General features: G+C 60.7%; 12 protein-coding genes and 1 pseudogene. 10 read left to right on the top strand and 3 right to left on the bottom strand.

Annotated elements, in window-relative coordinates; all coding sequences use genetic code 11:
• The first annotated feature begins 66 nt into the window (after nucleotides 1–66).
• Entirely contained in the window at nucleotides 67–945 is an 879-nt protein-coding gene (locus tag AC04SH_RS26515) for a GHMP family kinase ATP-binding protein (RefSeq protein WP_488577196.1), read from the top strand.
• Nucleotides 939–2,012 (top strand): PLP-dependent cysteine synthase family protein, encoded by a 1,074-nt coding sequence (locus tag AC04SH_RS26510; RefSeq protein ID WP_488577195.1) that lies wholly within the window; start codon nucleotides 939–941, stop codon nucleotides 2,010–2,012. The genes AC04SH_RS26515 and AC04SH_RS26510 overlap by 7 nt, the downstream gene beginning before the upstream one ends.
• Here the strand turns inward: AC04SH_RS26510 and AC04SH_RS26505 are convergent.
• Nucleotides 2,007–3,269, bottom strand: coding sequence for a threonine synthase (locus AC04SH_RS26505; protein WP_488577261.1), 1,263 nt, complete (start codon nucleotides 3,267–3,269; stop codon nucleotides 2,007–2,009). The genes AC04SH_RS26510 and AC04SH_RS26505 overlap by 6 nt on opposite strands.
• A 202-nt stretch (nucleotides 3,270–3,471) precedes the next feature.
• Between AC04SH_RS26505 and AC04SH_RS26500 the strand changes: the two genes are divergently transcribed.
• The 4 genes from AC04SH_RS26500 (at nucleotide 3,472) to AC04SH_RS26485 (ending at nucleotide 6,403) form a co-directional block, all read left to right on the top strand.
• Entirely contained in the window at nucleotides 3,472–3,738 is a 267-nt protein-coding gene (locus tag AC04SH_RS26500; RefSeq protein ID WP_477345231.1) for a helix-turn-helix domain-containing protein, read from the top strand.
• A 168-nt stretch (nucleotides 3,739–3,906) separates the two neighbouring features.
• Nucleotides 3,907–4,635 (top strand): LuxR family transcriptional regulator, encoded by a 729-nt coding sequence (locus AC04SH_RS26495; protein WP_477345229.1) that lies wholly within the window; start codon nucleotides 3,907–3,909, stop codon nucleotides 4,633–4,635.
• A gap of 66 nt (nucleotides 4,636–4,701) precedes the next feature.
• Nucleotides 4,702–5,316, top strand: a complete 615-nt coding sequence (locus AC04SH_RS26490) for an acyl-homoserine-lactone synthase (protein WP_477345227.1) — start codon at nucleotides 4,702–4,704, stop codon at nucleotides 5,314–5,316.
• Between the two features lie 265 nt (nucleotides 5,317–5,581).
• Nucleotides 5,582–6,403, top strand: coding sequence for a recombinase zinc beta ribbon domain-containing protein (locus tag AC04SH_RS26485; RefSeq protein WP_488577194.1), 822 nt, complete (start codon nucleotides 5,582–5,584; stop codon nucleotides 6,401–6,403).
• On the opposite strand, the gene AC04SH_RS26480 is transcribed toward AC04SH_RS26485, so the two are convergent.
• Nucleotides 6,400–6,732, bottom strand: a complete 333-nt coding sequence (locus tag AC04SH_RS26480) for a hypothetical protein (RefSeq protein ID WP_488577193.1) — start codon at nucleotides 6,730–6,732, stop codon at nucleotides 6,400–6,402. The genes AC04SH_RS26485 and AC04SH_RS26480 overlap by 4 nt on opposite strands.
• Before the next feature lie 896 nt (nucleotides 6,733–7,628).
• On the opposite strand from AC04SH_RS26480, the gene AC04SH_RS26475 reads away from it, so the two are divergent.
• Nucleotides 7,629–8,999, top strand: coding sequence for an HlyD family secretion protein (locus AC04SH_RS26475; RefSeq protein ID WP_488577192.1), 1,371 nt, complete (start codon nucleotides 7,629–7,631; stop codon nucleotides 8,997–8,999).
• 24 nt (nucleotides 9,000–9,023) lie between these two features.
• Nucleotides 9,024–10,982 (top strand): glycosyltransferase, encoded by a 1,959-nt coding sequence (locus AC04SH_RS26470; RefSeq protein ID WP_488577191.1) that lies wholly within the window; start codon nucleotides 9,024–9,026, stop codon nucleotides 10,980–10,982.
• Between the two features lie 366 nt (nucleotides 10,983–11,348).
• Here the strand turns inward: AC04SH_RS26470 and AC04SH_RS26465 are convergent, their stop codons facing one another.
• Nucleotides 11,349–12,497: an acyl-CoA dehydrogenase family protein gene (locus AC04SH_RS26465; RefSeq protein WP_488577190.1), complete on the bottom strand. Its 1,149-nt coding sequence runs from the start codon at nucleotides 12,495–12,497 to the stop codon at nucleotides 11,349–11,351.
• Between the two features lie 104 nt (nucleotides 12,498–12,601).
• Between AC04SH_RS26465 and AC04SH_RS26460 the strand changes: the two genes are divergently transcribed.
• Nucleotides 12,602–13,513 (top strand): LysR substrate-binding domain-containing protein, encoded by a 912-nt coding sequence (locus AC04SH_RS26460; protein ID WP_488577189.1) that lies wholly within the window; start codon nucleotides 12,602–12,604, stop codon nucleotides 13,511–13,513.
• A gap of 950 nt (nucleotides 13,514–14,463) precedes the next feature.
• Nucleotides 14,464–14,732: pseudogene (locus AC04SH_RS26455) on the top strand (amidohydrolase family protein); the annotation flags it as partial.

Below are 14,732 nucleotides of genomic sequence, written 5' to 3'. Positions count from 1 at the left end.
ATGAAAATGGTTGAGGCCGGCGATCTCAGGGGCAGTGAAGCGCTGCGGTCGCCGGTTGGAACGGCGGTGGCGATTGCGCATCACGGCGAACTCATCCAGGGCGTCTTCAAGGATAATGACGGGCGCCTTCATCGCGGGCTCGTGACGCTGCCAATTGCCGGCTTGAGGTCGGAGGCACGCTTTGCCAGCAGCGACGCAGATGCGGTCGTTGTCCACCCCGATCATAAGGTCAAGGCGTCGGCAGCCGCGCGGCTCACGCTCGATTTCTTGAACGTCACCGGCGGCGGCCAGCTGACACTTCAAAGCGCAATTCCGGTGGGGCACGGCTACGGCTCATCGACGGCTGACGTTGTCGCTTCCATTCGTGCTGTCGCCGCAGCCGTTGACGTCCAACTGCGACCGTCAAGCATCGGGCGTCTGGCGGTGGCTGCCGAGCGCGCCAGCGACGCGATCGCGTTCGACGATCACGCAGTGCTTTTCGCGCAACGAGAAGGCACGGTTATCGAGAATTTCGGAGGCTCCCTGCCGCCGCTGCTGTTGGTCGGCTTCAAGGCAAATGGCGGGGTCCCGGTCGACACATTGCAGCTGCCGCCCGCACGCTACGATAGTGCCGAAATCCAGGAATTCGGCGTGCTTAGGGCGCTGGTGGCGCGGGCGGTTCGCCTCCAGGATCCCTATCTTCTTGGACGCGCCGCCTCGGCCAGTGCCCTGATCAGTCAACGGCACTTGCCGAAACAGGGCTTCGGCGAGATCGCCGAAATCGCCCGGCGAGCCGGGGCGTGCGGGGTGCAAGTCGCTCATAGCGGCTCGTTGTTCGGCCTGATTTTCGACCTTTTCGCATCGAATCTGAAGCGACGGGCGGCCCTGGTCGCGCAGCAGATAAGACGTGCCGGCTTCAAGGATGTCGAGGTCCATCTGGTCAATGCGGAGGGCTGGACATGGTGACCCTCGACGTGGACTATTTCAGGGACCTTGAGACCCCGCGCCTTGCGCGCCTGGCGCCAAATCTCGTGGCCGCGGCGTTTCCGCTGATGAAGCTGATGCCGGCTCGCTACATTCTGGATCGAGCAGCGTCGGATGGCGAACTGAAGGCCGGCTCCCACATTGTCGAGACGACGTCGGGCACGTTCGGCATGGCGGTCGCGCTGCTGGCGGCGGCGCGTGACTATCGACTTACGCTCGTCACCGCTTCAACGCTGATCGATGCCAAATACAAAGCCCGTCTGGAGCGCATCGGCGCCACGGTCATCGCCCTTGACGATCCGCGCGGCGACGGCAATCAGCCTGGCCGGCTGGAGCGCCTCCAGGAAATCCTGGCCAACGAGCCGGACGGCTTCTGGACCCGCCAATATGACAGTCCGGGCAACTGGCTTGCCTATGCGCGGCTGGCCGAACTTTTCATCCGGGCAATGGGCAAGGTTGACTGCCTCGTCGGCTGCGTCGGTACGGGCGGCTCGCTATGCGGCACCGCGTCCTTTTTGCGAACGGTCTTTCCGCATCTGACAGTGTTTGCCGTCGATACCCATCGCAGCATCCTGTTCGGACAGCCCGTCGGCAAACGCATGCTGCGGGGCCTGGGCAACAGCGTGCTTCCTAAAAATGTCAGGCATGAGCTTGTCGACGAGATCCATTGGGTTGGCGCCTATCCGGCTTACATGACCGCGCATCGTTTGCTGCGCGAGCACGGCCTCTTCATGGGACCGACCAGCGGCGCCGCCGCGTTGGTGGCGCAATGGGTTGCAACGACCCTTCCGTATGCGCAAGTGGCGGTCATCATGCCTGACGAAGGCCATCGCCATGCCGAGACTGTCTACAATGACGAATGGCTCAGCGCGCTGCCTGGCTGGCCCTGCAAGGAACTGTCTGAACCAAGGACTCTGACCACCATCGCACCGGCCGCAGAAACGCAATGGACGCGCTTTCTTTGGCTGCGTCGCAGTCTCGACGATGTGCTGAAAACGCGCGAAGCAAGCGAAGTGCCACCGGTTGCCGGTGCGGCGGAAAATTTATGAAACGAGATCCAGCCCGTTTTTGTCGAGCCAGCGCCAGGCATCGTCCGTCGTCTGGAAGACCTGATCGTGTTCGTTCGATCCCGCGGACCGATCGAGGTCCTTGAGACCGCTGGCTGTCACGACGGCCACGACACGGTCCGTGGCTGCGATGACACCTTGGGCCTTCAATGTCGATATCGCCATCAGTGGCGTGACCGACGCCAGTTCGGCAAAGATCCCTTCGTCCCGCCCAAGGCGCTCCTGCATCGCGATCAGGCCGTGATTGCTGACGGGGACGGCGTGCCCGCCGGATTCGCGCAAGGCCTTCAGCGCCTGAAAGGTGCTGCGCGGCGTGCCGATCGATACGGCAAGGCTGTCGAACAGCATTTTGCGTTCACTCAACGCATCGGCGCCGCTGGCCAGAGCGTCCGCCAGCGACCCATGCACCTCCGCTGCGACGAGACGAGGCAGGCGCGTGATCGACCCTTGCGCAAACAGCTCGCAAAAGCCGGCCCACACACCGGACAACGCATCTCCATAGCAGACCGGCAGGACGCACCAGTCTGGCGCCGTGCCATCTGATTGCTCGACGATCTCATAGGCGATCGTCTTATAGCCTTCGATGCCGAGTGGATGGCTGCCGACGACCGGACCGTGATAGGGCGATGCGATGAACCAGTCGTAACGGGCCGCTGCCTGTTCAAGCAGCGACCATCGGTCCATTTTGCTGACCAAGGGCAGGACCGTCGCGCCATATTTGCGGATCTGCGCCAGCATCGCGCCGGCCGATCCCGCAAAAGTGGTGACGAAGCATTTCAACCCCGCGCGGGCAGCGTAGGCCGCCAGCGAAGCGCCGGCGTTTCCCGATGAGGCGGTGGCGACAATTCTCGCGCCGCGCGCGCGCGCCACGCTGACCGCGATGGTCGAGAAGCGGTCCTTGTGCGACCAGGTCGGGTTCCGGCCTTCGTCCTTGATTGCAAGATCCGGCACGCCGAGAAACGCACCGATGCGCGGCGCGGCCAGCAATGGTGTCAGCCCCTCGCCGAGGCTCACCGCCTCCGCTTCTGTACAAGGCAGCATATGCGCAAAACGCCACAGCGAGCGCGAACTGGTGGCGCCGGCCAAGAGGGGAGACCGCGGGGCCGCATAGACCGGGCGAAGATTTGCCGGCGCGGTGTCTTGGCACCGCGCGCATCCTTTGGAGTCGATTGTGACATCGGCGGGGTAGGAAGCGCCGCATCGGATGCAGACGAGTTCCAGGACCTGGCTTGTGTCCATACCGGGACGGCTAACCTCGCCTGAGGAATGCGCGGACACGTCGTGCGCGAGGTCGCGAAACGGCCGGCTCGTCATGGCTATTCCTTGTCCGGGAAACGATGAATTCGCTTGTTGGTTCAAACAGCCAACAGCACGGCTGTCAATGCGGAATGTGCACTATAGTGTGTCGCACCATAGTGCGCGTCGTAGCATCCCTTGTTCGATGAAACTTCGCGGCGTTTTTGGCCTGAACGTGCAGCGGCTTCGCAGAGAAAGAAAACTCTCGCAGGAGCAGTTGTCTTTCGTTTCGGGCCGCACGCGCGCCTATATCAGCAGCGTCGAGGCCGGGCGGCGCAACGCCACGCTGGATACAGTCGAGATTTTAGCCAAGGCGTTGAATGTCGAGCCACAAGAGTTGGTTTCAGCAAGCGCGGCAAATAAGCGAGCTATTCGGGTTACGAAACCGGCCGCTTCAAAGTCGACCGATTGAAGCCACACTTCCACAATGCATTGCTGACCAGATTTTCACTTATCTCTTCGTTGTGACACGTGATTGACTCCTTCAGTGTACATTCGATGCGTGTCCTATTGAAGATTGTGTCTAGACAGCCATAGGTTGTTCCGCGGGGTAGGGCCTGACTGTGGTTGAGGTCTGCCAATGGAGAACGAAACTGTTGTCGACCTTTTTGCGGCGATCACAAGGATCGATACTGCGCGGTCGGCCGATGCAATCCTTCAGGAGTTCCGCTTCGCCATGGAGCGCTATGGATTGCGAAATTTTCTGATCACCGGACTGCCTGTGCCGCACGGTACGGACTGGCAGCGTGAAATTCTTGCCGATGGCTGGTCTCCTGAATGGCATCGTCGCTACGTCACCGAGGAATATTTTTTGTACGATCCTTGTGTCGCCCAGTGTCGGCACTCGCCCCAGCCTTTCCGCTGGGGCGAGCTGCCGACCGCAAGGCTGGTTCCACGCGCGAAGCTCGTCATGCACGAGGCGGCCGAGTTCGGGATGAAAGAAGGCATCTGCGTCCCAATTCATCTTCCATTGGCCGGGCCAGGCGTCGTCACGATGGCAAGTGACCAGATCGAAGTTCCGGCAAGCGCCATGCCCCTTATCGAGACGCTTTGCGCGCATACCTTTCGAAGCCTCTCAGGGCTGGGAACACCGGGCGATGGCGATGAGCCCACGCCCTTGACGGCGCGTGAACGCGAACTCCTGGAGTGGAGCGCGCAAGGCAAATCCACCGATGACATCGCTTGTATCCTCGGTGTTACCAGGAACACGGTTGAAAGCCATCAGCGCAACATTCGAGCAAAGCTCGACGCGATCAATGTCGCGCACGCCATCGTCAAGGCGCTGCGACGGCAGGAAATCCAGATTTAGCAATACCTGAATACCGTCATACGTACGGCAAGTCCGTTTTCCTACGACCCTCCGCCTGGAGGCGTCATGGTTCGTATACATCTGGTCACTTGGGATAACAGGAAGCACTACAGGAAAGTACTGGAGCGCTACTTTCGGATACGGTACGAGATTTACGTCAAGCAGAGGCGTTGGCGCGCCGTCGCACGGCCCATCAACATCGAGATCGACGCCTTCGACAACGAGCATACGCTTTATGTTCTGGCGCTTGACACCAACGGCAAGATCATAGGCGGTTCCCGTCTCGTGCCGACGCTGGAGCCGCATCTCATGAGCGAGGTCTTCCCGGGTCTCGCCCGCGGCAGGCCTCCCAGAGCAGCTGAAATCTTCGAATGGACGCGTTTCTTCGTCGTTCCATCGCTTCGCACGCAAGGCGCCCCGTCGCCGATCGCTGGCTTGGTTCTTTGCGGTCTGCTCGAGACCGCGCAAAGCTTGGGGATTCGACAGATCAGCGTGGTGTGCGAGACATTCTGGCCAAAACGGCTGCGCGCGCTTGGCTGGACGCTGATCGAGCTCGGTGAAGTTCTCGAACATCCCGACGGCGACATCATCGCGCTGCTGATCGATGTCACGCCAGAGGCTGTTGAACAGACGCGCCGCGCCTACGGCATCGGCGGCGTCCTACTTGCCGACAAGATCTAGACTAGCCCATCGCCAGCTGAAGTTCGCCAGCCGGAGACCGCCAATTGATCGCGAATTGTAGAACTATTCGACGACCATTTTGGGCCGGAGAACGAACCCGCTGCGCGGGATGGGCGCGTGTGGTGAGGTAGAGATCACGAGCCGGACGTCGCGCTCGCATTGAGGGTGGTTCGGCAGCGGCAGAGCATCACGGGCTTCTTCAACAAGGAGCCTGACCATGCCCTATCCTGTTCTCGATGCACCGATCAGCCCCCTGCGTCAGCGGTTGATCGACGACATGACCCTGCGCCGGTTCAGCCAGGTGGCGATCGCCACGCGCAAGGCCCGCGCGAGAAAGCTGCACACCATGAGGCGGCCGGTCTCCCTGCTTTCCGGCCTGCTCACCTGCGGCGGCTGCGGCGGGCGCTATGGCCTGTTCACACGCGACCGTTACGCCTGCCTCAACCACCAGCGCCGCGGCATCTGCGACAATGGCCGCACCATCACCCGCGAGAAGATCGAGCAGCGCGTCCTCGCAGGCCTAAAAGAAAGGCTCGTCTCGGCCGATGCCGTGGGCGAGGCAATCAGAGCCTATGCCCAGGAGACCAATCGCCTTAACCAGGAGCGTCGCGCGCAAGGCGAACAGGACCGCAAGGCGCTCGACAAGATCGAGCGCGCCATCGCCGGCATTATAACCGCGATCGAGGATGGCCTGTACCAACCTTCGATGAAAGCGAGAATGGAAGACCTGGAGAGGCAGAAGGCAGAGATCACCGCGCGTCGGGCAGTGGCGCCCACAGACGTGCCCGACCTGCATCCCAACATAGCCACTCTTTATAAGAAGAGGGTCGAACAGTTTACGCAATCGCTAGCCGACCACGAGGACGGACGCCAGGCCGCCGAGGCGTTGCGCTCATTGATAGGCGAGATCGTCCTCACGCCCGGCGTCAAGCGCGGCGAGGTCCATGCCGAGCTACGCGGCGAGTTGTTCGGCATCCTGGAATTCGCCAAACCCGACCAAAATCAAAAGTCCGACGATGTTATGACAAAAGGGGTTGCGGGTCCCCGCAACCAATTCTATCATAAATCAATTACCGTCCCGGTCTAACCGGGGCGGTTTTTTGCGTTTTGAAGACCACGCAATCGCTGCCGTTGTTCGCCTTCGCGTTTTCTTCCTGGTGCGCACGCCGTGCGTCCAGACGCCTGCTCAGCAGGAAGGCGAGTTGTTATCTTCGCGTGTAAATGTGCAGCATCATCGAAGAGCACCCCAACAAATGACGCGACAACGCTTACCGCTAATCTCCTCTGCTCTACAGGATCGGAAGGATAATTCCACAATCCGCCCTTCCAGGGCTTGAATACGCTGAAAACGGCGATCCCAAATCCGATCGCGAACGCAATAATGAGGAAGATGTTGTCATGAATGTAGCCCAGCACTTCTGTGCCCTTTCAAATTCCCGCTTATCGGAAAGCTTCCACCATTTCTACAGATTACAGGAAACAAGGCGGATGCACGATGACTGTAGGTCAAATCGGCCTCAACTCCGCAGGCGCCGCCGTCGCGCTCCCCTTGCGCTTGGCCGAATCGCCACGGGCGGCGCCACTGGTACCGGGCAAGACCGTCACCCTGCAGCGCCGAGCGACGTGCCGGCGGCCATCCTCGAGCAGCTCTGCCCCCGTCAGTGGTATCGAGCCGAGCTGCAGACGGTCGGCAGCCAGCGCGTCGCCGAACCCAGTAGGTTGCATAGTGGTTTGAGATGGTAGAGGGACACGAACCCGAAACTAACCTTCTCTGAAATCAGGGTAATCAAGGTCCGCTTTTGGAACAGTCGAAGACCACGCTCGGGACGACCGCTTTGCGCCGCATGTCGGTCATTCCAACGATCCCGTCCGTGCGCCAAAAGCGGACAGCTTGCGTCGAGGGGATTGGACGCTGGAGCAAGGTCGCTATTGCAAGGGTGACCCACGCGCACCGGAAAGGCCTCCCCTGCTGGTTAGGTTGCGGAATTCCGACATATCTGTCAGCGCTCCGCCACCCGATTCTTGCGCAGCCGCCCGCTAGCTCGAATCCGCCGGTGTCGACTTCATCCCCGAGAACGGCGCCGCCAGCCGAATGAGATACCTCGAGTTGCGCTCGTTAGGGCGGCGGCCAACGGCGCAAATACCTCGCTGGCAGACAATGGCAAATATGCAAGAAAAATGAATCAATTTCCGTGTAAAAATTCATCAATCATAAGTTAAATTAGGATATTTCTGAAATATGCCTTGAGTAATGAGCTCGGCAAATACGTTCTCCGATCAACCAGATAGGGGCCACTTCGGTGGCGAGGCCAATGAACGCTCTTGCGCGCGCCGACAAATCGGCATCTGACCAGCTCACTGGTCCAGATGCGAAGCCCGTTCAGCTTGAAAGCAAAACCCTGGCGACTCCCGCGGGCGCGGTTGAGCTACAGTCTCTGCTGGGCAAGCACTTCCGCGACAACGGCGACGACGCTGTCGCAGTACGCGCGGCGGCCCTGCCGGCGGCATCGAACTGGACGTCTCGCCTTGTCAAAAGCGCCGTCGGCCTGGCGTTGGTGGTAGCGGCCGGATGGATGCCGGCGCAGCGGCTCTTCCAGATTTCGAGCGTGGAGGCTGTCGTAAACGCCCGTCTCGTCACCGTGCGAGCGCCAATCGACGGAATTGTCCGACTCGATACCCGACATACGGGTCTTGGTGAGACGATAGATCTCGGCGACCCGCTGGTGACAGTCACGAACCCCCGTGCGGACCGTAGCCGCCTGGAGGCCGCAGGCGACGAGCTCAGCAACGCCCAACAGGAACGTCAAGCTCTCTCCTTGAAACTGCTGAACCTCAAAGGCATTCGCGAGAGCCTGCGCACACAACTTGCAGCGTTTCATTCGAACCGTCTTCTCCAGCTTGATGCTCAGAACACTGAAGCCGATGCGGGCATTCAGGCATCAGTCGCCGAGTTGGCCAGAGCGGACGCGATCCGCTCCAGGCAGGCAACGCTTTCACAATCGGGGTCGGTCGCACAATCACGAATAGACGATGCCGAGCGTGACTCAAGGGTTGCTGTGGCCGCGGTTGCGGCGGCGCGCGCCCGTCGCGCGGTCCTAGTGGTCGAACGCGATGCCCTCAATGCAGGAACCTACCTTGGCGACGCCTACAACGACCAGCCGCGCTCGGCGCAACGCCTCGACGAGGTGGAACAGGCCATCGCGGGCCTCGACGCCGATATGGTTCGGCTCGCCACGCGCATGAACCGTGCGGAAGATGCAATTAGCGACGAGGAGCAAAGCCTCGCTATGAACGTCCAAGCTCGGCTCATGGCTCCGGTCGATGGCACAGTCTGGGAGGTTCTTACCGCTCCGGGGGAGCAGGTAACGGCAGGTCAACCACTGTTCAGCCTTTTGAATTGCTCGGATGCGATCGTCACGGCGACCGTCAGCGAAGCCGTGTACAACACCCTGAGCGTCGGCATGCCAGCGACATTCACCTATAGGCAAGGCGGCGCGGCATTGGCTGGCAAGGTCGTGCAGCTCAGCGGCGTTGCATCTGCTTCGTCGCACTTCGCGATCATGCCATCCGCCTTGACCAAGGAATCCTACCGGGTGGCAATATCGGTCAGTAAGCTGGCCTCCGACGGTTCATGTCCTGTCGGGCGCACGGGTCGTGTCGTGTTCGAGCCAGCGGCGAGCTGACGGTACGATGGCGGTAGGCCACCCATGAACCCGATGATCTCTGTCTTAGCCGAAGGGCTGACACCGGCTCTTATCGCACTTGGCGGACTTCTGTTACTGCTGCCCTTGATCGATCGCGAGTCGCAATGGCGGGCCGTGCCGATCGTCATCGTGATAGTGCTGACGCTGCGCTATCTGATGTGGCGCGCAACCATGACGATCCCGTCGGCGAGTGAACCCGCCGACTTCGTCGCCGGTTGGCTGTTCTTCGCTCTCGAATGTGCTGCCGCAATCGGATCGATCCTCTCATATATCACGCTGACACGCATCAAGGACCGCTCACCGGAAGCCGACGCCAACACCGAATGGTTGCTTTCACGCGAGAAGGCGCCGTTGATTGACGTGTTCATCTGCACCTACAACGAGGAGCGCGATATCCTCGAACGCACCATGCTCGGCGCCATCGGCATATCCTATCCCAATTTTCGCGTCTGGGTTCTCGATGACGGACGGCGCGCGTGGCTTGCCGAACTCGCGACAGAGCTGAAGTGCAACTATCTGAGCAGGCCGGACCATGCGAACGCGAAAGCGGGAAACATCAACCACGCGCTGCGGCACGTTTGTGGGCTCGACACTCCGCCGGATTTCGTCTCCATCCTGGACGCCGATTTCGTTCCGACATCGGCGTTCCTCTCGCGTGCGCTCACGCTGTTTCGAGATGAGGATGTCGGCATCGTTCAGACACCACAGCATTTCATCAATCCGGATCCGATTCAGGCCAATCTGCAGGCCTCCGATGCCTGGCCGGACGAGCAGCGCTACTTCTTCGACGTCCTGATGCCGGCGAAGGACGCATGGGGAACCGCATTCTGTTGCGGCACCTCCTCGGTGATACGCATGCAGGCTTTGGCCGAGGTAGGAGGCTTTGCCACCGAGTCGGTCACCGAGGACTATCTGTTGACCTTGCGGCTAAAGCGCCATGGGTATCGTACGGTCTATCTCAACGAGCGCCTTTCGCTCGGACTGGCTCCTGAGGGAATCAAGGAATACATCACCCAGCGCAGCCGCTGGTGTCTCGGCTTCATGCAGATCATCCGCGGCGCAGATGGGCCGTTCAAGCTCGGCAACGGCTTACATTTCCTCGATCGCATGAGCCTCATCGAGAGCCTGCTTCACTGGACGGCCTCCTATCTGTTTCGGATTGCCGGCCTGGTGATCCCGATCCTCTACCTGCTCTTCGACGTCCAGGCCGTGAATGTTGGAACGGCTGACGGCATTGCGCACTTCGTTCCCTACTATCTTGCCCAGGTCGGCGTGATGGCATGGCTGTCTGGACAACGGGTGCTTCCGGTGATGTCCGACGTGTCACAGCTCCTTGCCGCGCGCGAGATCCTGACGGCAGCCGCGATCGGGCTCTTCCGTCCGAAGGGGCAAAGATTCAAGATCACGGCCAAGGGAGGAGATCGAAGCGAGACGGTGATCCAATGGCGGATGCTAATCCCATTCAGTGTGCTGCTCTGCCTGACCATCCTCGGTATTCTTGTTTCCTTCGGCGGCGACGGACCACTGCAGGATTCCAGCGTCGTTGCACTCTATTGGTGCTGGTACAATATGCTCATCCTTATCTCCACCATTGCCGTCTGCATCGAGCGACCGCGACTGCGGCGCAACGAGCGGCTTCGCAGTGCACTGCCCGTTATCGTGACGATCGGTGCCCGGTCTCATGTGTATCAGACTGCGGACATTTCGCTGGGTGGAATGCGGCTGGTGGGCATGGTGCACGCACCGATTGGTACGGAAGTAGGGGTTCAGATTGGTGGTGCTCGGCTCAATGGACGCATCGTCAGGAGCTCTGGCCACGATTTCGCGGTCGAGGTCGAACGCAGCATCGGTGCTCGCGCCGCAATGGTCCGGCAAGTCTATTCGGGAGGCTTCGTATCGAGCGTGGGCCGTGTGCGACCGCGTCAGGTCGCCGGCAAGGTACTGGCGCGACTTTTCAGGTGAGACGCGCTTGCGGCATTTAGCTCTCGCTATTTTGGATGTTGCTCGACGCTGATGATCGGCCTAGGCCTCCCGAAGCGTGATAGGAGCGGCTGCTTACTCGCTTTCGCCTTTCGAAAGCCGCCGGTCCGCTTCCGGCCCCCTTGACGTCATTCCCGATCAGACTTCGGACGAAGCAGCTCGGCGCTTATCGGCATTTCTCGGTACGATGGCGACGCCGTTTAATCAGCCACAATGTGACGGACGGTGGGCTGGATCAGCCAGTGGGAAAAGATGATCACGGACCCGACGCCGAAGATCGGCCGACCCCGGCAGCCCTACAGCGGACCAACGCGGCGGGATCACGTCGGGACCAGCGCGCGCTGATCGTTAGAAGCTTGCGCCGCTGATATCGCCGCCAACAGCGTAGCGGCCACCGATCACAAACTGCTCGGCACTCATGGCGATGTGCTTGGCCGCCGCGCGAACGTCGCGTTCGCGCCTCTCGAAGGGCTGGGACTCGGCAAGAGCCCGGGCTCCGATCAGATCGTTCACCCGCAGTACGACGCTCACGGCGACTTCAGCGGCGTGAGAACAGGCAAGCCGGTAGTTGATCCGGTCCGCAACTAGATCAGAGCCCTCGCTTTCGACGGACGCGCACAAGGCCGACATGGCTGACCGCATGTAGGCGCCAGCCGCCCTACACTGCGAAAGGCAGCGCCCGATCTCTGAGTGAGCCAGTTCGCGTTCTGCGACGGGTACCGCCGTTCCCTGACGACGGTGACCGGAGCTTAACGAGATGAGCGCGTCGATTGCGCCCTTCGCGATTCCAAGCGGCACCGTGGCAACAGTCCAGACAAAGGCGGAAATGCCCGGAAGGCGATAGACGACACCGGCGTGGGTAGGATTTGGCTGAAAGTCGCAAACGAATTCGGCTGGCAGGAACGCGTTGTCTGCCTCGAAATCCCAGCTTCCGGTGCCTCTCATCCCTGACACATACCAATTGTCGGTCAGATTGACGGACTCACGGGGCAAGAACGCCAGAACGATCCGCCCGCTGCCTTCGTTCACTTCACAAAGCGGGGCAAAGGTCGTGGCGTGTGGCGCGCCGCTGGCAAAAGGCCACCGGCCTGTGATGCGGTATCCACCCTCCGCAGGGACCGCCTTGCCAATCGCACCTGTACTTGAGGCGACGAAGGCCGACGGTCTCCCGAAAACCTTCTGTGCGGCGTCCAACGGCAAGTATCCGCCAGCACGCGAAATGCCGCCTCCGTTTCCGATGAGCCAGCCGATTGTTCCGTCGACTGCTGCGGCATGCTCGACCACGGTCATAAAGTCGAGGGGCGAAAGCTCGCATCCGCCTAGTTGATCTGGCAGCAGAAGGCGGAAGAACCCCGCTCCGCTCAAGGCATTAAAAACCTCATCCGACAGGCTTCGATCCGCGTCAAAGCGCCCAGATTGCTCTGCCAGCAAAGGGCGGATCTGCTCGAACCTTTCGATCATGGTTGCAGCGGTAGATGCCGATTGTCCGTCCAGCATGATGATCTCCTTCCAGAATGCCGGAATGGTCGGACTCGATGGGATGCGGGGCAACAGCAAAAAATTCGAGGCAAGGTGAGTACAATTCATCTAGAATTCGACGCATGCACCGCCTTCCGCCCCTTCGAGAGCTTCAGGCCTTCGAATCCGCGGCCCGCCTTCTGAGCTTCAGGAAGGCGGCCGAGGAACTGTCCGTCACACCCACAGCCGTCAGCCACCAGATACGGCTACTGGAGCGCTATTGCGGCCAGCCCCTTTTTCAGCGCCAGCCGAGGCCGTTGCAGCTCACCACTGCGGGCGCACAGCTTCTGCCGGTTGTCCGGGACGCTTTTCTGTCGATCTCGGACGAGCTTGCCCGCCTTACCCCTGGCAGCCCGATCGGCCATCTTCGGGTCACGACAACCAGCGCCTTCGCGGCGCGCTGGTTGGTGCCGCGCCTGGAAAGCTGGCGAGCGGAAGCGCCGGGATCGACGCTCGACCTTCTGGGAACGGATACGGTACTGAACCTTCGCACGGGCGAAGTTGACGTTGCGATCCGTTATGCGCGGCGATCCCCGACAGACGGAGTCGTGGTGGAGCTGCTTCGCGATACCTTCCACGTCGTTGCGGCTCCGTCGATTCTTCAGGGAGGCGTCCGCATGATCGAGCCTCAGGCAATCCTCGATCTGCCACGTGTAGAGGTCGGCTGGCCCCTGACCGACGTAGATGCGCCCACTTGGCGTCACTGGGAGAATGCGGCCCGAGCGGCAGGCCACCGCATCAGCGGCATCGTCCGGCCACCGCAACTGAAATTCCACGAAGAGCACCATGGGATCGAAGCGATCGTAGCCGGACAGGGTTTAGGGCTGTGTAGTGACGTGCTTGTTGCACGGGAACTTCGCGATGGCCGTCTTCTGCGTGTCAGCGATATCGTTCTACCCGGCTACGGCTTCTACTTTGTTTATCGGGTCGGGCACCCTAGGCGCGGCGCATTGGAAGTCCTGCTTCGCTGGATGCAGCGACAAGCCTCCGCGTGAAGCCGATTGTCAAACAATGCGCGTGCGCCGGCTCCCATGACCTCAATTGACTTCGCGCCGACCCCTGTGGACGTATTGGTCGGACGCGACATCGACGAGGAGTGTCCTTCCATCGGCCCAGCAGGCGAAGTCGTACGTAAAGCTGGTGAGGAAGCGAAGCGATGATACCCGGAAATGTAGCCGGCCTGAGAGCCGTCCTTGCCGATTTCGTCCGCCCCGAGGGGGTAATGATGAAGTCGAGTTCCTGGGTTGTAACGGCGCGAAATCCCAACATCGCGTAGTGCAGCCGGGCGCCTTCGCACGGACACGGACGGCTCGCTCTGTCGGCATTTTGCGGGCTGCGAGATAACCCGAGCGCAGTATTGGAGACGTCCACTTCGAAGAATCCCGGAACGATGACTGCAGATGCGGTCGAGGTTTGGAATGATTTCTCAGGAACGAGATACCTATGGGCTGCCGGAGTGATCGCCAAGGGTACCCGTAACGTTTCTGTGCCTATGCGCCGGCAAGGCGGAAGCGTCGCCGAGAGACGCAAGTCAGCTAGCCGCGTTCGAATGCCAGAATCTGCCTGACCGGAATCGGCCCCGAACGCGACGTCCGAGTAGTGGCTTGGTAGTTGGCGCAACGTGCTGAGCCGAACGGCAACTTCTCATCCGTCTCGCATTGGCGGTCAGCCAATAGGGAGTACCCGGATCTGAGGCAGCGAAGAGCCGGTTCCTGCGCTGGCGATTCCGTTTTCCTCACTCCGTTCCGATCTGTATCGCAAGAGCAGAACCGCAGTCACCTGAGGCGCTGGATCGCCTTGTCAATACGAAGCGAGTTGGCCTCGGCGCTAGGCAACCGCTTGAACCGCGCTGCATAAAGGCAGATAGTCACGCCAGGCGTTATCTTTCTGCTATGACCGCCAGCAAGTCCTAGGACAACGACAGATCGGTGTGCGGAGCAGTCTCATGCACGTTATCGATTCTCACTTGCACTTTCAGGACCGCGTCCGCTATCCGCTGTCGTTCCCGCCGGCGGTAGGAGATAGGCTCGATCGCGACTTCACACCCGAAGACCTCGGTCCATCACTGGTTGAGTGCGGCATAGACAAGACCATCCTCGTCCAGTTGCACAACGATATCGACGAGACCGAAGACTATCTCGACATCGGCAATAATGTCGACTTCATCGTTGGCGTCGTAGGCTGGGTGCCACTCGCCGATCCCAAACAATGCGC

It is taken from the genome of Mesorhizobium sp. CNPSo 4688 (assembly GCF_057784295.1).
The sequence above is the reverse complement of the archived record's forward strand: the minus strand, read 5'-3'. Positions and strand labels throughout refer to the sequence as shown.